Source organism: Methylocystis sp. Sn-Cys, assembly GCF_016745395.1.
Classification (GTDB): Bacteria; Pseudomonadota; Alphaproteobacteria; order Rhizobiales; family Beijerinckiaceae; genus Methylocystis; species Methylocystis iwaonis.
Map to the genome: position 1 here is coordinate 177262 of NZ_JAERVJ010000009.1, position 24012 is coordinate 201273.

The window sequence follows — 24012 nt, forward strand, 5'->3', positions numbered from 1 at the left end:
AAGCCCCGTCACCGGTGTGTCGTTGCCCCTTGTTAGTGAGCCCCGCAAGCACAGCCTTGGGGGCCGACACAATGACCGCGAGTAACCGCCGCGATTTTATGCGCCTTGCTGGCAGCGCAGCGCTCGCCACGTGTTTTCCGCAGAGCATCGAACGCGCGCTGGCGCTGCCGGCGAATAGACGGACGGGCACGATCCAGGACGTCGAACATATCGTCGTCCTGACCCAGGAGAACCGCTCCTTCGATCACTATTTCGGCAGCCTGCGCGGCGTGCGCGGGTTTGGCGATCCGCGTCCGGCCTTTCTGCCATCCAAGAAATCAGTGTTTCATCAGCCCTATGGCGCCGGCGAACTCTTGCCGTACCGTCCGGACGCGCGCCCGGTCGGAGCGCAGTTCCTGGCCGGCACGCCGCATAATTGGCCGGACGCCCACAAGGCCTGGAATAATGGTCAATACGACCAGTGGGTCGCGGCCAAGGGCCCGCTGACCATGGCCTATATGACCCGGGAAGACATTCCGTTCCATTACGCCTTGGCCGACGCCTTCACCATTTGCGACGCTTATCACTGCTCCTTCATGGGAGCGACCGACCCCAACCGCTATTACATGTGGACCGGCTGGGTCGGCAATGACGGCGCCAATGGCGGCCCCGCCCTCGACAATTCCGAGGCCGGCTACGACTGGCGCACCTATCCGGAGCTTCTGGAAAAAGCCGGCGTGTCCTGGAAGGTCTATCAGGACATCGGGACGGGACTGAACGACGCCGGATCGTGGGGCTGGACGACCGATCCCTATATCGGCAATTACGGCGACAATTCGCTGCTCTATTTCCACCAATATCAAAACGCCCAGCCGGGCGCGCCGCTCGCCGACAAGGCGAAGACCGGCACGAACATCGCCGTTGGCGGCGCGTTGTTCGACATTCTTCGCGACGACGTGCGTCGCAATGCGCTGCCGCAAGTCTCCTGGATCACCGCTCCCGAGGCCTATACCGAACATTCGAACTGGCCGGTCAATTACGGCGCCTGGTACATCTCGCAAGTTCTCGACGCGCTGACCTCCAATCCGGAAGTCTGGAGCAAGACCGTCCTGATCATCAATTACGATGAGAACGACGGCTTCTTCGATCACGTCGTTGCGCCTTATGCGCCGCAATCGCCGTCGCAAGGTCTCTCGACGGTCGCCACGACGCACGAGATTTATGCGGGCGGCGCGAAATACGCCGCGGGCCCCTACGGCCTCGGCGCGCGCGTGCCGCTGTTCGCCATCTCGCCCTGGAGCAAAGGCGGCTACGTCTGCTCCGAATTGTTCGATCACACCTCGGTCATTCGCTTCATCGAGCGTCGCTTCGGCGTTGTCGAAACGCAAATCTCGCCGTGGCGCCGCGCGATCTGCGGCGATCTGACCTCGGCCTTCGATTTCACGCGGCCCGACAAACGCTTCGTCGCCCTGCCGAGCACGGCGTCTTACGCGCCGCCGGACCGGCAGCGACATCCCAGCTACGTCCCCACCCTGCCGACCCAGCAGGCGATGCCGAAACAGGAAACCGGCGCGCGCTACGCCCGCCCACTGCCCTATGCGCTCGATGTGAAAGGCGCCCTCGACCTCGCGAAGACGTTCCACCTCGAAATTGCCAACAAAGGCAAGGCGGGGGCCTGGCTACAGGTGCGTTCGGGCGACGCTTCCTCTGGCCCATGGAGCTATACGGTCGAGGCCGGCAAGTCGCTTTCCGACAGCTTGAAGGTCCCGGTCAGCGGTCTGTACGACTTCTCGGTTTATGGCCCGAACGGCTTCCTTCGCACCTTCAAGGGCGGCGTCGCGGCTGGCTCGGCCGACCTCTATGTCGGCACCCATTACAAGAACGAGGAGGAGGAGGAGGCGTATCGCGACTTCGAGATCGTTGTCGCAAATCGCGGAGCGAGCGCCCGCACCGTCACGATCTTCAACGCCTATACTGGCCACACGGCAAAGCGGCGTCTTTCCCCGGGCGAGCGTTTCGAGAAGTCCTGGCCGCTGGAAGCCAGCTTCGGCTGGTACGATCTGCTGATCACCATCGATGAGGACAAGAGCTTCGAGCGCCGTCTCGCGGGTCATATCGAAAACGGCAAGGACAGCGTCAGCGACCCGGCCTTCGGCTCGAACGGCGGCAAGCGTGTCAAATCCGCCGAGGTCGAACACGAGAACGAATAGCCGTCCGGCGTAAGATTTCGCGGGGCCGCCGCTCTGGCAATTGAGCGGCGGCCTTGTCGCATACGTCCCAAGGCAAGCGGCGCGTGATTTCGACGATCGAGATGAGCTTGCGCCTCAGCGCCAACCACTGACGGCCGCGCGTCAAACTTGCCGCGCGCCCCTTATACCGTTTCCGTTTGAATAGCTCGGATTGGGGCTTGTCATTCCCGACGGGCCGAAGGCCCGATCGGGAATCCAGAGCCACAAAAGCGCTGGTTTGGCTCTGGATTCCCGATCGCTCGCTGCGCGAGCGTCGGGAATGACACCGAACCAATCAAGCTGATCTCGTATTACTCGATGCCCTCCCGACGGCTTCGAGTGTTGTAAGCCTCGCGAAAGCGCCTGTCGATTTCGCTCGGCTCGACGGGCGCCGGCTGCGCGGCTGCGAGGGCGCCGCGGACCGCCGAGGCTTCTTCCGCGGTCAAAACGAGCGGTCCCGCCATATGCGTCGCATTGGGCACACTCGCCAGGATCGCTTTGCGATTGGGATGGGTCGCGATCTCGACGATCCCGTCGGCGACCGGCTCGCGCGCCACGCAGACATAGGGACCGATGACTTCGATTGCGCGGCCATCTGACGTATTCCGGATGAATGTGACTTGCATCTTCTCGACTGCCCCACGCTCGAGGGATCGTCGGCTTCTTCGTCACCAAGACGAAGGAAGCCTCTCTCATGTGATTTCCGCCCGAGCGGCTCGCGTAACGAGCCAATCAAGCGGATTTGATGTCGCACGCCGGACGTGTGGGAAGTCGCTCGACAACCCGTTTCGCCTGGCAGCACCGCCAAGCAATTTTGATGCCCTGCTTGGGGATGTGACGGCGCGACGCCGCATCGCAAATCCGGCGCAGGCGTTTTCCGTCCTCTTTTCCGGCGAAGCATTTGCCGTGTTTTCCGTGCAGTAAAAAAAGCAGAATTCCCGCATATTGCGAGGTAATTCTCGAAGCTGTATCGAGACAGTGGAATAAATATTTGTAGATATCACGAAAGGTTGCCCTCATGGCCAATACGACGGCCGCGCTCGACGCCCTCCTCATGCAACGGTCGCTGACCGACGCGCAGCTTCTGGCGGCGGCCGAGTCCGCCGCCGATTTCCGCATTCTGCCGGACGCGACGGTCATCAAGATCGGCGGGCAAAGCGTCATCGACCGTGGCCGCGCGGCGGTCTATCCGCTGGTGGACGAGATCGTCGCCGCCCGCAAATCCCATAAGCTGCTGATCGGCACCGGCGCGGGCACGCGCGCCCGGCATCTCTATTCGATTGCGGCGGGGCTCGGCCTGCCGGCGGGCGTGCTCTCGCAGCTCGGCGCCTCGGTCGCCGACCAGAACGCCGCAATGCTTGGACAGTTGCTCGCCAAATACGGCGTCTCCGCCGTCAACGGCGCCGCGCTCTCGGCGGTGCCGCTTTACCTCGCCGAGGTGAACGCCGTCATCTTCAGCGGCATGCCGCCCTACAACGTCTGGATGCGCCCCGCGCCCGAGGGCGTCATCCCGCCTTATCGCACCGACGCCGGATGTTTCCTCGTCGCCGAGCAGTTCGGCTGCAAGGCGATGATCTTCGTGAAGGACGAAAACGGCCTCTACACCGCCAACCCCAAAACCGCGAAAGGCGCGAAGTTCATCCCGAAGATTTCGGTCGATGAGATGAAGGCGCAGGGGCTGCACGACTCGATCCTCGAGTTCCCCATGCTCGATCTGCTGAAAGCCGCGCGCCACGTCCGCGAAGTGCAGGTCGTCAACGGCCTTGTCCCCGGCAATCTGACACGCGCGCTGGCCGGCGAGCATGTCGGCACGATCATCACCGCGAGCTAAAAGAGTTTTTTCCCATGACCGACGCCAATAGCATCAAGCACGTCGCCTCGCCGCTCGCGCGCCAGACCCTTCTCGACGGCGATCTCACCCGCCCGGTCGCCGGCCGCCGCCCGATCCGGCTCCTCCCCTGGCTGCAGGTCGTGAAGATCGGCGGCCGCTCGATCATGGATCGCGGCGCGGACGCCATCCTCCCGATCGTCGACGAAATCCGTAAGCTCCTGCCCGAGCACCGTCTGCTGATCCTGACCGGCGCGGGCGTGCGCGCTCGCCACCTCTATGGCGTGGGGCTCGATCTCGGCCTGCCGGTGGGCTCGCTGGCCCCGCTCGCGGCGAGCGAAGCCGGCCAGAACGGTCATATCCTCGCCTCGCTGCTCGCGCCGGAGGGCGTCTCCTATGTCGAGCACCCGACCATCGCCAACCAGCTCGCCATCCATCTCTCCGCGGCCCGCGCGGTGGTCGGAAGCGCCTTTCCGCCCTACCACCACCACGAATTCCCGAACTCGCGCATCCCCATGCACCGCGCGGACACCGGCGCGTTTCTGCTCGCCGACGCGCTCGGCGCGGCTGGTCTGACGATCGTGGAGGACGTGGACGGGGTCTATACGACCGACCCCAAAGGCCCCGGCGGCGAGCGGGCCGAGCTGATCCGCGAGGCGAGCGGCGCCGAGCTTTCGAAGCTCGATGCGCTGCCTTTCGACCGCGCGCTCCTCGAGGTCATGGCGAATGCGCGGCATCTCGAGCGGGTGCAGGTGGTCAACGGACTCGTTCCGGGCCGGCTGACCGCCGCGCTGCGCGGCGAGCATGTCGGGACAATTGTCCGCACCGGCGCGCAGGCGGCCTGAGCGCTGCGGATTTTAGCGCTCACCGTCATTGCGAGGAGCGTAAGCGACGAAGCAATCCAGGGCCACATCACGGCCCTGGATTGCTTCGCTTCGCTCGCAATGACGGCAGGCGATTTGGCAAGCGGGCCGCAGGTTTCTGACCCTCCAGGGCAGCGCGCGAGCGCCGGGCGTGAGCCCATCCCTCCCCTTTACGGGGAGGGTGGCCCCGCCATAGCCCGTCTTTTAAGACGCCCGTCTTAAAAGACGGGCTATGGCGGGGTCGGGTGGGGTAAAGCCCACCACTGTCGTTGCGGCTCGAACCCCACCCGGCGGCCTTCGGTCGCCGACCTCCCCGTAAAGGGGAGGTACGGGATCATGACGCCAGATCGCTATCACTAATTACGCGGCCGGCGACTCACTCGTAGCAGATGATCTCGCGCTCGCCGGCGAAGACCTCGGCCATGCGCGCGGCGACGCCCGTCTTGCGGCGCGTGAGAAAGCGCGGGCGACGGCTACGCAGGCTGGAGGCGCCCCGGCGCGGGAAGACCGTAAGCGACGAACCCGCCGCATCGACCTTGGCGAGCTTGCCGTTCTCGGCCGCGAGCCGCGGCAAGGCGAGCCAGCTCGCCCAATATTTCCAGTCCGCCGCGGCGTCGCCGCTGTCCTGGGTTTCCGCCAGCACGACATCGAGGTCGCGGTCGCGATGCGCGAGCGAGAGGCGGTAGCAGGGCGCCCCATCCTGCCCCTCGACGACGTCCAGCACGACGCCGCAATAGGCCGGCGCCGGCACGGCGATCATCATATCGACGCCGTTGAAGCGCCGCGAGATGAGGATGTCGCTGCGCGTGACGCGCACGCGCCGCACGCCGCCATCCGCACGCCAGTCGCGTTGAACGAGAAAGGCTTCATCGATCTTGCGCGCATTGCCGGCTTCGAACATGGCTTCACTCCTCGGGCTCGGGCTGTTCCTTTTGTCCCCACGATCCTGCCGCGCGAGCCCCGGCAAAGTTGCTAAAAACCCTGGTGAATGCAGCGTAAACCATTGCATTTGAGCCGTTATCCCGACTCCAAGGTAAATGCGGGGAAACACATTTGATCAAATTGTCGGCAATTCGCATCCGCGAATGTCTTGCGGGCAAGCCGCGGCTCCCCTACTGCTTCTCGTGATGCCGCTCGTCGAATCCGACCGTCCCGCCTTCCTGTCGCGCCTCGAAGCGATTACGCGCGAGGCCGGCGACATCGCCATGGCCTATTTCCGCCCAGGCGCCCGCACGGCGGCGGCGATCTCTTACAAAGGCGGCGGCTCGCCGGTGACCGAGGCCGATTTCGCGGTGGACCGTTTCCTCTTCGAGGAAATGCGCCGGCTCGCGCCCGAGGCCGGCTGGCTCTCCGAGGAAACCGCCGACACTGACGCGCGCCTGTCGCGCGAGGCGATCTTCGTCGTCGACCCCATCGACGGCACACAGGCCTTCACCCGCGGCGACGAGCGCTGGGCGGTCTCCCTCGCCTTCGTCGAGCGCGGGCGGCCGACGATCGGCGTCGTCCATGCGCCGGCGCGCGGGGAAACATTTACCGCCGCGCGCGGGCTCGGCTCCTTTCTCAACGGCGAGCGTCTCTCGCCGCTCAGCCGCGCCACGCTCGCCGGCGCCATGGTCATCGCGCCGCGGCCGCTGCATGAGCGTATCGCCGCTCTGCCGCACAATATTGCGATCGCGCCGCGCACGCCCTCTCTGGCGCTGCGGCTCGTGGATATTGCCGCCGGGCGTCACGATCTCGTCATCTCTTCGCCCAATGCACGCGATTGGGATATCGCCGCGGCCGACGTCATTCTGGAGGAGGCCGGGATCGCCCTCGAAGAGGTCGAGGGGGGCGAGATCACCTATAATCGCAGCTCCTCGAAGCGCGGCATGCTCGTCGCCGCGCCCAAGCCTCTCATCGAGGACACGAGAACGATAGCTCTGGACGTTTCGAAAGGAATAAAGTGGTCATGACAAAGAAGGCGACGCCCGCGAAACAGGACAAGCAGCTTCTGCATCTCGTCTTCGGCGGCGAGCTGGAGGCGCTCGACGGCGTGACCTTCCGCGATCCCGCCAAGCTCGACATCGTCGGCGTCTATCCCGACAATGACAGCGCCGTCGCCGCCTGGAAGGCGAAGGCGCAGGCGACCGTCGACAACGCGCATATGCGTTATTTCGTCGTCCATCTCTACAAGCTTCTCGACCCCGAGCACGACAAGCTCTGAAGCGAGCTTGGCGCTTTCCAAAATCCGCCGGTTTTGGGAGCATTATTCTTGTCGGGGAAGCGCGACGCCGCTTAGGCCAATCGGCGCGGCCTCGGGCCGAAGCGTTTGCGTAGCACGGTAAACATGCCGCTCCTGAAGCTTTATCGATTGGCGACCATCGCCGCGACGCCCTTTGCCGGAGCCGGCCTCAACTGGCGCGCCTCCCGTGGCAAGGAAGACCGAGACCGGCTCGACGAACGTCTGGGCGTCGCCTCGCGCGAGCGGCCGGAAGGGCGCCTGATCTGGCTGCATGGCGCAAGCCTTGGCGAGACGGTCTCGCTGCTGCCGCTGGTCGAGCGCTTCATCCAGCGCGGCGCGGAAGTGCTGGTGACGAGCGGAACGGTCTCCTCGGCGCGCATTCTCACGCAGCGGCTGCCGGCCGGCGCCTTCCACCAATATGTCCCGCTCGACGCCCCACGTTTCGTCAATCGCTTCCTGGATTATTGGCGCCCGGACATCGCCGTCTTCGCCGAGTCGGAGCTGTGGCCGAATATGGTCGCCTCGCTGCGCACGCGGGGGGTGGCGTTGCTGCTCGCCAACGCCCGCATCTCGCGCAAATCCGCGGAGCGCTGGAGCGGCTTGCCGAGCGCCGCCCGCCGTGTGTTCGGCGCGATCGATCTATGCCTGGCGCAGGACTCGGAGAATGCGGCGCGCTTTCTGGCGCTGGGCGCGCCCTGCGTGCGCATCGCCGGCAATCTGAAATTCGACGTGGCGCCGCCGCCTGTGGACGCCGCGCGTCTCGCCGAATTCAACGGCGCGGTCGGCGCCCGTCCGGTCTGGGCGGCGGTGTCGACGCATGCGGGCGAAGAGGAATTGATCCTCGCCGCCCATGCCGAGATCAGCAAGCAGATCCCCAATCTGCTGACCGTCATTGCGCCGCGGCATCGCGAGCGCGGCGCGGAAATCGCAGAGCTGGCGCAAGCGCAAGGCTTTGCGACCGCCCTGCGCACGCGCGACGGCGAGCCGCGCCGCGAAACGCAGATCTATGTCGCCGACACGATCGGCGAACTCGGCCTCTTCTTTCGCAGCGTCGGCGTTGTCTTCATGGGCAAATCGCTTGTTCCCGGCGGCGGGCAGAACCCCATCGAGCCGGCGAAGCTCGGCTGTGCGGTGCTCTACGGGCCGCATATCGACAATTTCAACGAAATCTACACGGAGCTGGCCGCCGCCAAGGCGGCGGCGCGCGTCGCCGACGCCGCCGCGCTGGCGCGCGCCGCGCAATATCTCCTCTCCGAACCCGCCCGCATGCGCCGCATGGGCCGCGCCGGCGCCGAAGCGGTCGACAAGCTCGGCGGCGCCTCGCGCGCGATCATGACGGCGGTCGAGCCCTTTCTCGCGCAAGTCGCCGCCTCCGGGCGCTGAGCGCTCATGCGCGCGCCCCAGTTCTGGCGAACGGAAGGAGTCGCTTCTCGTCTGCTGTCTCCCTTCGGCCATCTCTATGGCGCGGTCGCCCGCGGGCGCTTGGCCCGCAAGGCGCCGCGCGCCGCTCTGCCAACGATCGTCGTCGGGGGCTTGACCATTGGCGGCGACGGTAAAACGCCGCTCGTCATCGCGCTTGCGAAGCTGCTTTCCGCGCAAGGCGAAAGTCCCGCGCTGCTCTCACGGGGCTACGGCAGGCGTAGCGGGCGCTCCGAGCCCTTCGCTGTTTCACCGCCGGACGACGCGGCAACCGTGGGCGACGAGGCGGCGCTGCTCTCGCGCCACGCGCTCGCCATTGTCGGCGCGGATCGCGCAGCAAGCGCGGCGCTCGCGCGCGGCCTGGGGGCAACCCTTCTCATTTTGGACGACGGCTTCCACAGCCAGAGGCTCTCGCCAGACCTCTCGCTGCTCGTGATCGACTCGGACTATGGCGCGGGCAATGGCCGCTGCCTACCCGCCGGCCCGCTGCGCGCGCCGCTCGAGGCGCAGATGGCGGTCGCCGACGCTCTGATCGTCATCGGCGAGGGCGCTGCCGGGCGGGTGCTTAGCAGGTCTTGCAAAAAGCCGGTTTTCGAGGCGCAAATCGTTCCCGACCCGCAAGCGGCAAAGGCATTAGCAGGCAGGCGAGTCATCGGCTTCGCCGGAATCGGACGCCCTGAAAAGTTCTTCCACACCCTGGCGGAGACAGGCGCCGACGTCGTTGCGACCCGGGCCTTTCCCGACCACCATCGCTACGGCGAAAGCGACCTCGCCGAGTTGATTGCGCTTGCGCGCCGGCAGGGCGCCACGCTCGTCACAACCGAGAAGGACGCCGTCCGCCTCCCGCCCGCGTTCGCCGCAGAGGCTCTGCCCATCAGCCTCACCTTTACCGAGCCGGAAGCCGTCCTGGAGACGCTCGACGCCGCGCTTTCCCGCGCGCGTCTCAGTCGGGCTTCTTGACCCCGAGCTTCATGAGCTTGGCGTGCGGGCCGGCGTAAGGCTCCTGCAGATCGACGTTCCAGTAGCGCAGATCCTCGAGCGGGATGGGCTCGCCGGTCACGGCGCAGCGCACATAGGCGCCGGGCTTGCGGATGCGATATTCGCCGTCGAGATACTCGATCTCGGCTTCCCCGGCCGGCTGCGGCGTGCGTTCGTAGCGGTTCATTCGATATCTTCTGTTGAAGCGCCGCGTCAGCGGCTGACCTGTCAGTCGTCGGATCGACGAGATGATCGACCTCATGGGCGTCGCCCTCTCCGGCCGGCCGATTTGACGGAAAGTCTACAACCCCGCGGGCGCCAAAGGAAGCGCGAACAATCGCTGGAACCCTCGACCGACATCGCCAGAGTTTCCAGCCTTTTCGCGCCAAACTGCGTCGTTAGCCACCCATACCTCCCCTTTTACGGGGAGGTCGGCGGCCAAAGGCCGCCGGGTGGGGCTCACGCCGCAACGGCAGTGGTGGGGCTTTACCCCACCCGACCCCGCCATAGCCCGTCTTAAGACGGGCGCCTTACAAGACGCCCTATGGCGGGGCCACCCTCCGTAAAGCGGAGGGATGGGCTCACGCCCGACGTCAACACGATTGCCCGAATAAGAAACACAGCGGTCTTGTTCCCGTCGCCATTCGCGCCTAGCCTTTCGCGCAAGTGCCGATTTTTGATTCGTCGAGTCAGCCTTTCGCGAACGCTGTCAAGTTCGCGCTTCGATGGGATCACGATAATGGATCGGGACACCATAGGCGATCTGGCCGATTCCCACCCCCTGCCCCACGACGCCGAGTTCTCCGCCGCCAGCCCGCGCGACGCCGCCAAGGTCAAAACGATCTCGGAGCGCGCGTTGATCGTCACCCAGGGCAAGCATCGTTTCTATTCCCTCGTGCTCCCGAGCGATCTTCTCGCCCAGACCTGCACGGTCGAGGCTCGGGCTGAAAATCCGACCGACGGTTTCCAACGCCTGCTCGACGAGCGGCGCGCAAGATCGATTGCGCGTTACATCGACGCGGGTTTGGGCACAGTCCCCGGAGCCGTGGTGCTCTCGGCGCAGACCCGCGCGCATCTCTCCTATGACAAGGACGAGGGCGCCCTCACTTTCCGCAAGGACCCGAAAGCCTTTCTCATCATCGACGGGCAGCATCGCGTCTTCGGCTTCAAGCTCGCCAAATCCTCGGTGAACGTGCCGGTTGTGATCTACAACAGGCTGACGCGCGCGCAGGAATGCCGGCTGTTCATGGATATCAACACCAAGCAGCGTCCGGTGCCTAACGAGCTTTTGCTGGATATCCGTCGACTCTCGGAATTGGAGACGGAAACCGAGGCGCTGCTGCACAATGTTTTCGACGCCTTCCATACGCGCGAGGATTCCGCGCTGGCCGGCTTCCTCAGCCCCGCCGAACGCAAGAAGGGCATGATTTCCCGCGTGACCTTCAATGCGGCGCTGCGGTCGATCAAAGGCGCCTTCGATGGCGCGCCGGCCGAGGAAGTCTATGTCGTTCTCAACGCCTATATTCTCGCCTGCCGTCATGGCCTGGGGCTTCACGCCATCGATCAGAACATCGCCAACCCAGTTCTGTTCAAGGCGCTAATGCTGCTCTTCACCAATGTCGCGGGGCGCGTCGCCGACCGGCATGGCGGCCAATATACGGTGCGCAATTTCGAGGAAGTGCTCGTTCCCTTCTTCCGGCGATTGAAGAAAAGCGATCTGCCGCGGGCCGGCATGACGCATATCATGCTGCACGAGCATTACAGCAAGGCGCTAAGCGCCGGCTTCCTGCTCAAACAATGGCTGTTCGCCTGAGCCCTCCGGATGGCCGCGCATGGTGAGCCCATGCTCGGTCTTCTCCCAATGGAAGGGCCGCAGCCAGAGCTCGAAAAAGGCGCGCCAACAGGCGATGCTGAGCATGAAAAGCCAGATCGGCAGATGGGGCAGCGCATTTCGAAGTGCGGTAAGGCGCCGTCGCCGCATCCCGGCGAGGATGGGCCAAAGCAGCGCCGCCGCTCCTGACAGCGCGAGAAAGCACCATAGCCCGCAGCACGCCGTCTCGAAGAATGTCGTCGGCCGCAGCAATGCGCCGAAAAGGGCGTGATAGGCCAGGCGGCACATCAGGAGCGGGCCGAGCAGCGGCCCCAAAACGCCGCCGGCCAACATCGCGAGCACGGCGAAAGCCCGCCGCGCCCCGAGATCGGCGAAGAAGCCCGCGGGATGGCGGCAATGAACGATCGCCGTCTGCATCCAGCCCTTGAACCAGCGCGTGCGCTGTTTGACGAGCGCCCGAAAGACGGCCGGCGCCTCCTCGAATGTGTGGGAATCGAAAGTGCGCACCGCGAAGCCCGCGCGCGCGAGACGCAGCCCGAGGTCCGCATCCTCGGTTACATTATAGGCGTCCCAGAAGCCGATCTCGCGCAGGGCGGCGAGCCGGAAATGATTGGAGGTGCCGCCGAGAAAGAGCGGCAGGTCGAGCCGGGACAGCCCCTTGTTATAGACATCGAAAAGCGCCGCATATTCCAGCGCGAACATGCCCGTCATCCAATTGAGCGCGCCATTGTCGATGACAAGACTCGCCTGCAGGCAAGCGACATCCGGCGGCGCCGCGGCGAAAAGCGCGGCGGCGCGGCGGAGCTGGCGCGCATCGGGAATATCCTCCGCGTCGAACACCGCGACGAGCGCGCCGCGCGCCAGCGGCATGGCGATGTTGAGCGCGCGCGGCTTGGTGCGCGGCGCTCCGTCGGGCGCGATGATGATCTCATGCGGCGCGCGCGGCGGATGCGCGCGCAAGGCCGCAGCCGTCTCCGCGTCATCGGCCTCGATAACGAATTTGATGTCGAGCTTGGCGCGCGGATAATCGAAACGGTCGATGGCGCGCGCGAGTTGCGGCGCGACGGCCGCTTCCTTGTAGAGCGCGAGCACCACCGTATAGACGGGAAGCCGCGCATCGTCGATCCATCGCGCGTCCTTCTGCCCCGAAGCGCTGGAGGCGCAGGCGCTCAGGCGCAGAACGACGCTCGCCAGAAAAGCCGCGGCGAGGGCGAAGGCGACGGCGAGATTGACGGTTTCGAAAGGCGCGAACAGGCTGACGACGATGCAGATCAGCGCCGCCGTGGCGCAGGCGAGCGGCGCGCGCGTCGTCGAGCCGCGCACGCAAAGATCCCGGTCGATCTGTTCCGCCGAATGGCTCGCGGCATACACGGCGTCTCGCGGATAGGCGTCGCGAAGCGCCTCCAGAAAACGCGTGCGCGTCGTGATCGCGAAAAGCGGTCGCCCTTTCGCTGCGCGCGCGACGCTCGTCAAACGAAAGATTTGCGTTCCCGACGGCGCGAAGAGCCAACGAACGCCGTCGCGGCGATCCCGCAATCGCACATAGCCGAGCCCCGCCGCGGCAAGCGCGCCGGGCGCGAGCTCGATCGTGTCGTCGATGAAGGCGACCCCGAGATGCTGAGCGAGGGCGCGGTAGAAAAACGCTTCCTCGACGACGCCCTCGGCAAGGAGCGCCGCGTCGGCCGAGACGCCCTGACGCCGCGCCAATCCGGCGGCTTCGTTCAATGCGTCGAGCGAGACGCCGTGATCGAGCAGAAAAGCGATTTCGACGGGCGGCGTTTCCACCCTGCGGGAGGCCCTGCGCCCCTCCCGCGCGGATTCATCCGCGAGGCTTTTGCGGCGCAAAGGCAACGGGGGAAAGCCCGTATCGTCGCGCTTGCGTGGGCCAGAATCGGTGGAAAAATAGTCGACCGACGCCTTGCTCATGAACTAAACTCAATGAATGAAAAAATATACAAGCTTGACTATCGGCCAGAAAAATCGGGTGCGCAATAAATTTGATTCGAATTTTTCCCATCCTCCAGTGGCGCTCTCGCTTGGTGTCGTCGCAGCGCTCGCCTTTGCTCTCGCGAGCGTCGCCGCCGTCGCCGATCCGGCGCCCGCGGCGCCGTCGCTCGTCGATCCGCATCGCGCGCTGCAGAAGCCCGATCTCTCGCACATAAAACAGATCCGCTTCCTGACCGAAGACGACTATCCGCCTTTCAATTTTCTCCTCGCGGATGGACAGCTCGCCGGCTTCAACGTCGATCTCGCCCGCGCGATCTGCGCCGAGCTGGAGCTGCCCTGCACGATCCAGAGACGAAGCTGGAATCTTCTTATTCCGTCGCTGGACGACAATAGCGGCGACGCCGTCATCGCCTCTCTCTCGATCAACGACGAGACCCGCAAGCAGGTCGAGTTCACGGGCCCTTATTTCCTGACCCCCGGCCGTTTCGCGACGCTCGCGGATACGACGCTCGCCGCTGCTTCCCCAGAGGCGATAGACGACCGCAAGGTCGCCGTCGTCGCCGGCTCCCGCTACGAAGCCTTTCTCGAGACGTTCTATCCGCGCGCCGAACGCGTGACCTTCGAGACGACCGCTCTCGCGCGCAACGCGCTCAAGAATGGCAAGGTGGCGGCCTATTTCGGCGATGCGATCGGCATGTCCTTCTGGCTCAACGGCGCGGAGGCGGGCGGATGCTGCACCTTCAAGGACGGCCCCTTCACCGATCCGCGCTATTTCGGCGAGGGCGTCGGCGTCGCCGTCAAAAAGGGCAACGCGCCGCTGCGCCGGGCGCTCGATTACGCGCTGGCGCGGCTCGATCGACGGGGCGTTTTGGGCGAACTCTTTTTGAAGTATTTTCCGATAGGGCCGTTCTGAGCTAATCTCCCCTCCGAACGCCCGGTCCAGCCTATGGATTTCGAATCGACCGTCACGCGCATCTATGAAGCGGCCGCCGACCCGGATTTATGGCCGCTCATCCTGCACGACCTCGGCGAATTGGTCGATGCGGCGGGCGGCATCATCCTCACCCGCCGCGCCGACGCCTGGACGGGCTGGCGCTGCTCCGACCTTATGAATTCGCGGACCACCGACGCCTGGATGGCTCCGGGAGGCGGCGCGGCGCGAACCCAGGCGACCGCCCGGCTCATCGCCTTCGACCGTGCGGGATTCGTTGCGGATAATGAAGGGTTCAGCGAGCAGGAATGGCTCGAGGACTCCGTCATGAGCGAATGGTGCGGCCCCCTGGGTCTGCACCATTGCGCGGCGACGGTGATTCCCGTGCCCACGGGCGATCTGGTTTTGGTCCAGCTCAACCGCCGCGCTGGCAAGCCCCCCTTCGATCGCGCCGACATCGCCCGCCTCGACGCCTTTCGCCCGCATCTCGCGCGCGCCGGATTGCTTGCGGCGCGCTGGCGGCTGGAGCGGCTGCGCGCCGCGGCGCAAGCGCTGGCCATCATCGGCCTACCTGCGGCGGTTCTCGACGCAGGCGGCAGGGTTCTCGCGGCCAATGAGCTGATCGAGGCGATGCGCCCCCATATCGCCTGGCTGCCCAAGGATCGTATCGCTTTGATCGACCCCGCGGCCGACGGAATGTTGCGTCGCGCCTTCGCCGGGGTGACGTACCCAGCCGCCGCCTCGGCGCGGTCTTTCCCATCAAAGGGCGCCACGGGCGATCCGGCGGTCGTTCATCTTATCCCTATCAGCGGCGCTGCCCGCGAGCTTTTCGGCGGCGGGCTCAGCCTGCTGACGGTGACGCCCGTCGCGACGCCCGCTGCGCCCGACGCCGCGCTCATTCAGGGTCTCTTTGACCTCACGCCCGCCGAAGCGCGCGTCGCGCGCGCCGTCACGCAGCGAAAGACCGTCGAGGATATCGCCTCGGAGTTCGACGTCTCGAAAGAGACGGTGCGGACGCAGATCAAATCCCTCCTCGCCAAAACCGGATGCGCCCGCCAGCTCGATCTGGCGATGCTGCTGGCGCAGACTACTCAGGGACAGCCGCGCCAGACGCGGCTTTCAGAGAGTTCGCGGGCAGATTTGAACGTCGGGCGATGAGCATTAGGCTCCACCGTCATTGCGAGGAGCGAAGCGACGAAGCAATCCAGGGGCCGCGATGAGGCTCTGGATTGCTTCGCTTCGCTCGCAATGACGGGGGCGGCCACTTCACCCAAACCCGTTATTCTTCGGAAACCTGCGCACGCCCCTGCCGCGCGCGTGGCGGCGCCTCGAAGCCTCGCCGCTTGCCGGGCGCGCGTTTCCCCGACATAATCGAACAAGATTTCATCGGACCATTGTTAGCAAAAGCAAGCGACGCTGATTGTAATCCTACCGGGCGGTCGCTCGCCGGCTCAGGAGGCAAATTCATGGATCAACGGATAGCGGCGTTGTCGCCGGGACAAGCGCAACAGGCGGTGAAGGAATTATTCGATCTGTTGCCGGTCGATCTGTTCGACGGGGGCAAGCCAACCATCGCCGATCTCGATGATTTGGCCAAAGAGGCTCGCGACGGCGCGCCGCCCGACGTCGCGCCTTTCCTCGACGCAATGCTCGCGGAAAGGGAAACCGAGGCGCGCGGCGAGGTGGCCCGCCTCGTTCTCGACCAAGCGGCGCAGACCCCTGGCCTTCGTGATTATCTCGATGAGGCGCTACGGCGTGCGGCGCAGCCTCATATGGACCTGACGCTTCTGGCCGGGGTCGTCATTCTTGCGATGATCGCCGTGCCGAAGAAAATCAAGTTCAAGGACGGCAAGCTCGAAACGATCGAATGGGGCCAACTCCAGGACGGCGCCAAGCTTGCGCACGAAGTGACCGGCTTCGTCAAAGCCTTGCCTAACACGGTGAAGTCCTCCCTTTTCGGCGCCTGATGAGCGATCTGGGCGAAACGCGCTTCCGGGCCTTGGCGGAGCGCCTCGCCATGCTCGAACGTCAGGGGCGAAGCCTCCATTCATTGGTTGCGACGCAGCCCAAAGAGGTCCTCGGCCCCCTGCGAGCGCTTGCCGGGGAGGCGGAGAGTATCGCCCGCGACATCGGGGCATGGGCGGCGGAGCCAAGTCCGCTCGCGAGTGCGTTGGGGCGCCACCTGGCGGAGCGCGCCCGCAAAGCGGGTATTGTCCTGTGGCTCGGAGTAGCCGGCGCCCTCGCGATGACCGGCGATTACGCGGGCGCTCGAGCGGCGTGCCGGCGTGGTCTCGACTTGACCGCCCCCGACGACCCCGAACGCGCGCTTCTCCTGGAGACCCTCGGCAAGATCGAGTTCGAGGCAGGCGATCTCGAAGCGGCGCAAGCGGCGATGACCGAGGCGGTCGAGATCGCCGAATCTTTTGCCGATCCCGAGCGCTGGGCCGACCGGATCGGCGCGCCGAAGAGGGAGATGCAGGCTCGACGCTCGATGGAGGGCGTATCGCGAAGCCTCGGTCTCCTTGCGCATATCGCCCTCGCGCGCGGCGACCGCGAGAAATATGCGCGAACGCTCGATCTCGCCTACAAAGCCGCGATCAAGAGCCGCCAACCCGTGCTCATTCGCAGCATCTGGCGCCAGCGCTACGAGTATGCGTTGCGCTGGGACGCGTCGGGCGCGGTGCTCGACGCGATGAACGCCGAACTCGATCGCGGCGGAGCGCCAGAGCTCGCCGACGACGAGGCCTATAAGATCGACATGCAGCTCTTGCGTGGGCAGGCGCTCATCGAGCGGGAAGGCTATGCGCGCGCCGACCGCCGGCTAAAGGCTGCGCTCTTGGCCGCCAAGAGCCCGCGCGAGCGCTGGACGACGCGCATGACCTATGGCCGGTTTTGCGAGGATCGCCCTGGCCGTCGCCAGGAGGCGATCAAGCTGTTCGATGAGGCGCTGGCGATCGGCAATGAGACCGGCATCGCCGGGTTTATCGACGGCGCACGGCGCGATTTGATCCGCCTGTTGATCGCGGGCGGCGAAGCGGCGGAGCGAAGGCGCGCCATTGCCGAGCTCGACGTCGTGTTGCGCGCCTGCCGCGACGCTCGGGACGGCGAGGGTTCCGCCCAGGCGTGGTTGCAGCGCGCGATGGCCCGCTTTCTCGATCGTGATTACGCCGCCGCGCTGACGGACATCGACGGCGCGCTGGACGCCGCCGCCAACGCCCAGACCCGCGGCGCGGCGTTGGCCGCCCGCAGCGCGGCGCTGCAGCGCCTCGGGCGTGATGAGGAGGCGCTCGCCGACGCCATTGAAGCTGTGAGCCTGTTTCCAGAGCGACGGCGTGATCCGCTCGGCGACGGGCCGGGCGCGGGCCGGGACGAATTGCAGCATATCGAGGCCGCCTACGCGGCGGCCGCGCGCATCTGCGCCCGGCTCGGACGCGCCGCCGAGGGGTTCGAGTGGGCCGAACGCGGTCGCGGTCGGCTGCTGCGCGCGCACGGTCAACTGATCTCGCCCGCTGGCCCAGCATCCTCGCGCGACATCCTGCCGCTTCTCATCGACGCTCTTGCACGACACCCAGATGGACCCGCAGCGCTGGCCCTGTTCTCTGTCGGCCCGATCGACACGGTCGTCTTCATCGTCGCCCCGGGCCGCCCCGTGCGCGAAGTCTCCGCCGATTTCGGCGAGGCTCAACTGCAGAAGTTGCTACCGACCGCCGATGATGGGCCGCAGCAATGGAACGCGGGTCTCGCCGATGCGCTGCCTGGCATTTCGGAAGCGCTGCAACGGCCCCTGGCGGCGCTTCTTGAAACGGCCGAGACCTGCAAAACCCTCTATATCGTCCCCGACTCGCACCTCCATTCGATCCCATTCGCGGCCTTGACCGGAAAGGGCGGCGTTTCGCTGGTTGAGCGTTGCGCGACCGTTATCGCGCCGTCGGTGGCGAGCTTACTCGAATGCCTCGGGCGGCGCCCGCAAGAGACGAAATCCTGCCTGACGCTCGGCGCCGGCGGCGTCGGAGAGATCAGCTTCGCCGCCCACGCGAAGGCGGTCGCCGGACTTTTCGACGGCAAGCCCGACTGGAGGAAGCAAAGCCTGTATTTGTCGGAGCCGGAAGCCACTCCCGAACGATTTCTCGCAGAAGCCGCGCGCTTTCGAGTGATCCATTTGGCCTGCCACGGCAACGTGCTCGCCGGCGTCATGGACACGCTCAGCGCCTCGGCCTTGCAGTTAACCGGCGGCCATCTAACCGCCCGCGCCCTGATCAAGGCGGAGGGGCCGTGGCTCCAAGCTGACCTCGTGTTTCTCAACGCGTGTCGCTCGGGCGGCTTCCGGGCCCGGCTTGCTGGCGAAGTTGGGGGATTCCGCCAAGCCTTTCTCGAAGCCGGCGCGCCGTCTCTCGTTGCAACCCTGTTCTATGTCGATCCGGATCACGCGCAGAAATTGGCCGAGGAGTTCTACCGCCATTGGCTCGACGGCCAGACGAAGGCGGAAGCGCTACGCCGCGCGCAATGCTCGCTGCGCGAGAGCGGCCTTCGCGTCGGAGACTGGGCCGCGCACACGTTGATTGGTCGCGCCTTTTGACGGCCGTCAGAAGTCCCCTTACGCCGTCATTGCGAGCGAAGCGAAGCAATCCAGGGCCGTGATGAGGCTCTGGATTGCTTCGTCGCTTACGCTCCTCGCAATGACGGGGACGGTCGCCTCACCCAAACCGGTTATTCTTCGGGAACCCTCTCGGCGGCAGCCTTCCCGCCTCCGCTCTATGCCCCATCCATTCCGTCAGCTCCGCCGCCGCCACGTTGAACACGCGGCCAGCCGCATCCGTCCAGCTCAACCCGTCGGCGAGCGAGAATACTTTCGCATCCGCCACGCCGCCGTCCTTGTAGCGCTGCATGCGTACGCCCTTGCCGCGCGCCATGCGCGGCGCCTCTTCCAGCGGGAAGACGAGGAGCTTCCTGTTCTCGCCGATGATCGCAGCGTGATCGCCTGCGGCTTCCGTCGCCACTTTCAGCTTCGCGGGCGGCTCGACGGAGAGCACGGCGCGGCCCTTTTTGGTGGATGACAACAGATCATCCTGCGCCACCACGAAGCCGCGCCCATCATCCGCGATCAGCAGCAACGACGCCCCCGACGTATGCGGCAGCACGCGCGCGACATCCGCGCCTTCGTCGATATCGGCGTAAAGACGGATCGGCTCGCCATGACCGCGCCCGCCCGGCAGTTTCGAGGCGTCGAGCGTGAAGGCCTTGCCGTTTGTCGCGAGCACGAGAATTTTCGTCGTCGTCTGCGCGAAGAAGCTCGTGTCCAGCGCGTCGTCGCCTTTGAATTGCAGGGTCGACAAATCCTGCACATGGCCTTTCAGCGCGCGAATCCAGCCTTTCTTCGACACGACGACCGTGATCGGCTCGCGCTCGATCATCGCTTCCGCGAGGTCGAGATCGACCGCCGCCGGCGCGTCCTCGAAAGTGGTGCGGCGCTTGCCGACCGGCGTCTGTGGGCCATAGAGCTTTTTGAGGTCGCGCACCTGCCCCGCAATGGTCTTCCACTGCTTGCCTTCGTCCTCGAGCAGGCTTTCGAGCTCGGCGCGTTCCTTGGTGAGATCATCGAGCTCGCGGCGCAGCTCCATCTCTTCGAGCTTGCGCAAGGAGCGCAACCGCGTGTCGAGAATATAATCGACCTGCAGATCGGTGAGCTTGAAGACTCTCTTCAACTCGCCCTTGGCGTCGTCTTCCTCGCGGATGATGCGGATCACCTCGTCGAGATTGAGGAAGACGACAATCATGCCTTCCAATTGCTCGATGCGGCGCAGGATCGCCGCCAAGCGATGACGCGAGCGGCGTTGCAGCACCGTGCGGCGATGATCGAGCCACTGGCGCAGCGCTTCGTCGAGCGAAACCACGCGCGGCGTCACGCCGTCGACCAGCACGTTCATATTCATGCTGAAACGCGTCTCCAGCTCCGAGAGCTTGAAGAGCGTCTCCATCATCAGCGCCGGATCGACATTGCGCGCGCGCGGCTCGAAGACGATGCGCACATCCTCCGCCGATTCGTCGCGCACGTCAGCGACGAGCGGCAGCTTGCGCTCGGAAATCAGCTCGGCGAGCTTCTCAATCAGCCGCGATTTTTGCACGCCGTAAGGAATCTCGGTGACAACCGTCACCCAGCCGCCGCGCGGCAGCTCTTCCTTCACCCAGCGCGCGCGCACGCGGAAGGAGCCGCGTCCGGTGCGATAGGCTTCGATAATCTCCTCGCGCTTGTCGACGATGATGCCGCCCGTGGGGAAATCCGGCCCCTGCACGAAGGTGAGCAATTGCTCGCTCGTCGCGGCGCGATGCGAGATCAAATAGAGCGCGGCGTCGCAAAGCTCGGCGAGATTATGCGGCGGAATGGATGTCGCCATGCCCACCGCAATGCCCTGCGCGCCATTGGCCAGCATATTGGGCAGCGCCGAGGGGAGCACGACGGGCTCCTTCTCCTCGCCCGAGTAATTGGGCTTGAAGTCGATCGCGTCCTCGTCGATGCCCTCGAGCAGAGAGCGCGCGACGGCGGTCATGCGCGCTTCGGTGTAGCGATAGGCGGCGGCCGAATCGCCGTCGATATTGCCGAAATTGCCCTGTCCGTCGACGAGCGGATAGCGAGAGGAGAAATCCTGCGCGAGGCGCACCAGCGCGTCATAGATCGCCTGATCGCCATGCGGATGATAGGAGCCCATCACATCGCCGACGATCTTCGCGCATTTCTTGAACGGCGCGCCGGGATCGAGTCGCAGCACATGCATGCCGTAAAGAATGCGACGATGCACGGGCTTCAAGCCGTCGCGCACGTCGGGCAAGGCGCGGTCGGTGATCGTCGAGAGGGCGTAACGGAGGTAGCGTTCTTCCAGCGCCTCGCGCAGATCGACGGGCGTCACCACGCTTTCGCCGCCGCCGTCCTTGCCCTTTCCCGCGCCGCCTTTCTGCGCCATTCGACCCTTCGCCTCTGTTGGATTTTCGCCCGTACTAGGCGCAGCGACGCGCCGGCGCAAGCGCCAAGCGAGCTACGTGACGGCAAATCAAGCCCTCGATGCGATTCTCACCGCTTATCGGGCTCAGTGGAAAATTAACGCTTGCGGGGCGCCGTCCCGCTCCCTAGAAAAGGCAACACCGCCGGCTCAGCTTCCCCGAGCCAAGTTTCCTCATAAATTTCTGTGGCTTCCGAATGGCATCGATCCTCAGAGCATTCGTGATTCTTGGCCTGGCGCAATTGGCGGGCGCGGCGCTCGCCCTCGAATCCCCGCGGGTCGCCGCCAATGATTCGGCGCGCGCGCCGCGCCATCATCAGCAGGCCGGCACGGAAGAAGCGCGCAACGATAGCGGCATGCAGGCGGTCTGCCGCGAGGTCGTGGTCGACACGGACGAGGGTTACGGCGTGACGAATCACGAGTCGCGCGTCATCTGCGACAACGCGCGCTGATCTATCCCTAAGGCTCCGAATTCGGGTTAACGAGCAGAAGCGTTCCAGCGTCATGGCCGCGCTTGTCGCGGCCATCCACGCCGCGCCGACGCGGAAAGCTCAAGAACATGAGCGGGAACGACGCCGCTCCTTCTTCCCGCGTGTCATAATGTCCTGGCGTGGATGCCCGCGACAAGCGCGGGCATGACGCGGCTGCGTTGTTAACCTGTATTCGCAGCCCTGGATCTACCCCAAGGCAGCGATATAAAGCGCGCGCGAGGCCGGCAGAGCCGCGCCGCGCGGCGCGAGCACGTCGCAGGTCAGGAAATAGCCCGTCAAACGAAAGGCGTCGGCGATCTCCTCGGGAGCCGCGTTTTCGGTTTCTTCCTGTAAGAAGCGCGGATAGGGCAGCAGCCGATCGCGCCATGGCGCGCCGGCCTCCCGGTTCACCGCGCGGCCAGTTTTCGGCGACACATAGGCGAGATCGTCGCGCGTTCCGGTGACGGCGCAGCGTTCCAGATCGAGGCCAAATCCCAAGGCGCCGAGCAGCGCGAGCTCGAATTGCGCCATCAGCGGCGCGGCGGCGTTGGGCGAATCGAGCCGCACGGCGATGGCTTCGGCCATGTCGAACAAGGCCTCATGCGGATCACGCTCCGGCAGAAGGCGCAGCAACGCCGCAAGCATCGTCACGCCATGCAGGGCCGCAGCGCGGTCGAGATAGCGCGCGGCGCGCAAGGCGAGCGGCTCCACGGCATAGGCGCCCATATGGTCCTCGAGCCGCGCCCGCCAGGTGGAGGCGACGAGATTCCCCGGCTGTAGAACAGGCCGCATGGCCTTGGAGCGGCCGCCACGCACGACGCCGAGATGGCGGCCATGAGCGCGCGTCATCAGCTCCAGGATGACCGAGGTCTCGCCATGCTTCCTGGCGCCGATGACGAGGCCTTCGTCCTGCCATTCCATGACCGGGTTTCTCGACTGTTCCCCGCAGTCTCAGTGATGACAATCTAATCCCCCTCCCCCTTGCGGGGAGGGGCTAGGGGTGGGGGTCGACAATCTCGATCGCGATCGCGGCTACCCCCACCCTGCCCTCCCCGCAAGGGGGAGGGATGGGATCGCGACGATGGCGTAGGGCTATTGCTCGGAGAGCTTCATCTCGGGGCTGTATTCCACGCCCTCGACGTCCTTGATCACCGCCTGCCCGCAGATCACGCGGTTTTGCGCACTATCGAAGGTCAACGTCGGCCCGCCGTGCAGTTGCCAGCCCTTGCTCAGCGCTTCGGTCACGCGGTGGCAGAAGGCCGCGTCGTCGGGGCCGGTGAGATAGCGGTAGACGGTCAGCGTTTTCGATTTCTTGGCCATGGCGCCCTCGCGAATCAACTCGCCCGATATTATTCGCCTTTCGGATAATCGAGCCGCATTTCGCGATAGCGTTCGGGGTCCTCCGCCCAGTTCTCGCGCACCTTCACGAAGAGGAAGAGATGCACGGGCTGCTCGGCGGCTTCCGCGATCTCGCGACGCGCCGCAGCGCCAATCGCCTTGATCGTCTTGCCGCCCTCGCCGATGACGATGCGTTTCTGGCCTTCGCGCGCGACATAGATGGTCTGCTCGATGCGCGCCGAGCCATCCTTCTGGTTCGTCCAAATATCGGTCTCGACCGTGGACTGGTACGGCAATTCGTCGTGCAGCCGCTCGTAAATCTGCTCGCGGGTGATCTCGGCCGCAAGCAGCCGCAGCGGCGCGTCGGAGAGCTGGTCTTCCGGATAGAGCCAGGGCCCCGGCTTCATGCGCTTCGCCAAAGCATGCAGCAAATCCTGGACGCCGTCGCCGGTGAGCGCCGAGACCATGAAGGTCTCGTCGAATTTCGCGCGCTCGTTGAGCTTCGCGGTGAGCGCCAGCAGCTTTTCGCGCGGAACGACGTCGACCTTGTTGAGGACGAGCACCTTGGGCGCCTTCGCTTGCGCGAGCTGCGTCAGGATCGCCTCGACCTCTTCGTCGAGGCCTCTGCGGGCGTCGACTAGCAGCGCCACCACATCGGCGTCCGCGACGCCAGAAAGCGCGCTCGCCACCATGGCGCGATCCAGTTTACGCTTGGGCTTGAAAATGCCGGGCGTGTCGACGAGCACGATCTGCGCCGGCCCGTCGATGGCGATGCCGCGCACCAGCGCCCGCGTCGTCTGCGCCTTGCGCGAGACGATGGAGACTTTGGCGCCCACGAGCTGATTGAGCAGCGTCGACTTGCCGGCGTTGGGCGCGCCGACCAGCGCCGCAAAGCCGCAGCGCGTTTCCTGTTCCGTGGCGTTGGTGTCGGTCAATTCGTCTTCCATCTTCCCATCGGTTGGGATGTATCGGCGCCGGCGCCGGCGC

At 65.4% G+C, this 24012-nt stretch carries 21 protein-coding genes; 13 read left to right on the forward strand and 8 right to left on the reverse strand.

Annotated elements, in window-relative coordinates:
• Positions 1–71: 71 nt before the first annotated feature.
• Complete coding sequence (locus JJT62_RS16620; protein ID WP_202073895.1) at positions 72–2189, forward strand: phosphocholine-specific phospholipase C; 2118 nt, start codon at positions 72–74, stop codon at positions 2187–2189.
• Positions 2190–2518: 329 nt separating this feature from the next.
• Here the strand turns inward: JJT62_RS16620 and JJT62_RS16625 are convergent, their stop codons facing one another.
• The gene (locus JJT62_RS16625) at positions 2519–2833 is read right to left on the reverse strand and encodes a hypothetical protein (RefSeq protein WP_202073896.1); all 315 of its coding nucleotides are present in this window, start codon (positions 2831–2833) and stop codon (positions 2519–2521) included.
• Positions 2834–3225: 392 nt separating this feature from the next.
• Here JJT62_RS16625 and JJT62_RS16630 point away from each other — a divergent pair, with 392 nt between their 5' ends.
• Together JJT62_RS16630 and JJT62_RS16635 are read left to right on the forward strand one after the other, a co-directional pair.
• The gene (locus JJT62_RS16630) at positions 3226–4038 is read left to right on the forward strand and encodes a uridine kinase (RefSeq protein ID WP_202073897.1); all 813 of its coding nucleotides are present in this window, start codon (positions 3226–3228) and stop codon (positions 4036–4038) included.
• Positions 4039–4052: 14 nt separating this feature from the next.
• Complete coding sequence (locus JJT62_RS16635; RefSeq protein ID WP_202073898.1) at positions 4053–4880, forward strand: molybdenum storage protein subunit alpha; 828 nt, start codon at positions 4053–4055, stop codon at positions 4878–4880.
• Positions 4881–5274: 394 nt separating this feature from the next.
• Here the strand turns inward: JJT62_RS16635 and JJT62_RS16640 are convergent, their stop codons facing one another.
• Entirely contained in the window at positions 5275–5799 is a 525-nt protein-coding gene (locus JJT62_RS16640) for a DUF6101 family protein (RefSeq protein ID WP_202073899.1), read from the reverse strand.
• 184 nt (positions 5800–5983) lie between these two features.
• On the opposite strand from JJT62_RS16640, the gene JJT62_RS16645 reads away from it, so the two are divergent.
• The 4 genes from JJT62_RS16645 (at position 5984) to lpxK (ending at position 9498) form a co-directional block, all read left to right on the forward strand.
• Complete coding sequence (locus tag JJT62_RS16645; protein WP_246744951.1) at positions 5984–6850, forward strand: 3'(2'),5'-bisphosphate nucleotidase CysQ; 867 nt, start codon at positions 5984–5986, stop codon at positions 6848–6850.
• Positions 6847–7101, forward strand: coding sequence for a DUF4170 domain-containing protein (locus JJT62_RS16650; RefSeq protein WP_202073900.1), 255 nt, complete (start codon positions 6847–6849; stop codon positions 7099–7101). The genes JJT62_RS16645 and JJT62_RS16650 overlap by 4 nt, the downstream gene beginning before the upstream one ends.
• A gap of 123 nt (positions 7102–7224) precedes the next feature.
• Positions 7225–8502, forward strand: coding sequence for a 3-deoxy-D-manno-octulosonic acid transferase (locus JJT62_RS16655; protein WP_202073901.1), 1278 nt, complete (start codon positions 7225–7227; stop codon positions 8500–8502).
• 6 nt (positions 8503–8508) lie between these two features.
• The gene (lpxK, locus tag JJT62_RS16660) at positions 8509–9498 is read left to right on the forward strand and encodes a tetraacyldisaccharide 4'-kinase (RefSeq protein WP_202073902.1); all 990 of its coding nucleotides are present in this window, start codon (positions 8509–8511) and stop codon (positions 9496–9498) included.
• Here the strand turns inward: lpxK and JJT62_RS16665 are convergent.
• Positions 9482–9703 (reverse strand): DUF2093 domain-containing protein, encoded by a 222-nt coding sequence (locus JJT62_RS16665; protein ID WP_202073903.1) that lies wholly within the window; start codon positions 9701–9703, stop codon positions 9482–9484. The genes lpxK and JJT62_RS16665 overlap by 17 nt on opposite strands.
• Before the next feature lie 552 nt (positions 9704–10255).
• On the opposite strand from JJT62_RS16665, the gene JJT62_RS16670 reads away from it, so the two are divergent.
• Complete coding sequence (locus JJT62_RS16670) at positions 10256–11329, forward strand: DGQHR domain-containing protein (protein ID WP_202073904.1); 1074 nt, start codon at positions 10256–10258, stop codon at positions 11327–11329.
• On the opposite strand, the gene JJT62_RS16675 is transcribed toward JJT62_RS16670, so the two are convergent.
• On the reverse strand, positions 11288–13273 hold the full coding sequence (locus tag JJT62_RS16675; RefSeq protein WP_202073905.1) for a glycosyltransferase family 2 protein: 1986 nt from the start codon (positions 13271–13273) through the stop codon (positions 11288–11290). The two genes, JJT62_RS16670 and JJT62_RS16675, sit on opposite strands and share 42 nt — an antisense overlap.
• 58 nt (positions 13274–13331) lie before the next feature.
• Between JJT62_RS16675 and JJT62_RS16680 the strand changes: the two genes are divergently transcribed.
• From JJT62_RS16680 to JJT62_RS16695, 4 genes are all read left to right on the forward strand, one after another.
• A complete protein-coding gene (locus tag JJT62_RS16680) occupies positions 13332–14207 on the forward strand; it encodes a transporter substrate-binding domain-containing protein (RefSeq protein WP_370568575.1) in 876 nt (291 codons plus the stop codon).
• A gap of 33 nt (positions 14208–14240) precedes the next feature.
• Entirely contained in the window at positions 14241–15383 is a 1143-nt protein-coding gene (locus JJT62_RS16685; protein WP_202073907.1) for a LuxR C-terminal-related transcriptional regulator, read from the forward strand.
• Between the two features lie 308 nt (positions 15384–15691).
• The gene (locus JJT62_RS16690) at positions 15692–16192 is read left to right on the forward strand and encodes a hypothetical protein (protein ID WP_202073908.1); all 501 of its coding nucleotides are present in this window, start codon (positions 15692–15694) and stop codon (positions 16190–16192) included.
• Positions 16192–18801, forward strand: coding sequence for a CHAT domain-containing protein (locus tag JJT62_RS16695; RefSeq protein ID WP_202073909.1), 2610 nt, complete (start codon positions 16192–16194; stop codon positions 18799–18801). Before JJT62_RS16690 ends, JJT62_RS16695 begins: the two co-directional genes overlap by 1 nt.
• A 118-nt stretch (positions 18802–18919) precedes the next feature.
• Here the strand turns inward: JJT62_RS16695 and parC are convergent, their stop codons facing one another.
• Positions 18920–21181 (reverse strand): DNA topoisomerase IV subunit A, encoded by a 2262-nt coding sequence (gene parC, locus JJT62_RS16700; RefSeq protein WP_202073910.1) that lies wholly within the window; start codon positions 21179–21181, stop codon positions 18920–18922.
• A gap of 257 nt (positions 21182–21438) precedes the next feature.
• On the opposite strand from parC, the gene JJT62_RS16705 reads away from it, so the two are divergent.
• Positions 21439–21669 (forward strand): hypothetical protein, encoded by a 231-nt coding sequence (locus JJT62_RS16705; RefSeq protein ID WP_246744952.1) that lies wholly within the window; start codon positions 21439–21441, stop codon positions 21667–21669.
• Positions 21670–21894: 225 nt separating this feature from the next.
• On the opposite strand, the gene recO is transcribed toward JJT62_RS16705, so the two are convergent.
• From recO to era, 3 genes are all read right to left on the reverse strand, one after another.
• Positions 21895–22608: a DNA repair protein RecO gene (gene recO, locus JJT62_RS16710; protein WP_202073912.1), complete on the reverse strand. Its 714-nt coding sequence runs from the start codon at positions 22606–22608 to the stop codon at positions 21895–21897.
• A gap of 171 nt (positions 22609–22779) precedes the next feature.
• On the reverse strand, positions 22780–23007 hold the full coding sequence (locus tag JJT62_RS16715) for a DUF1737 domain-containing protein (RefSeq protein ID WP_202073913.1): 228 nt from the start codon (positions 23005–23007) through the stop codon (positions 22780–22782).
• 29 nt (positions 23008–23036) lie between these two features.
• Positions 23037–23972 (reverse strand): GTPase Era, encoded by a 936-nt coding sequence (era, locus tag JJT62_RS16720; RefSeq protein ID WP_202073914.1) that lies wholly within the window; start codon positions 23970–23972, stop codon positions 23037–23039.
• Positions 23973–24012: the final 40 nt, after the last annotated feature.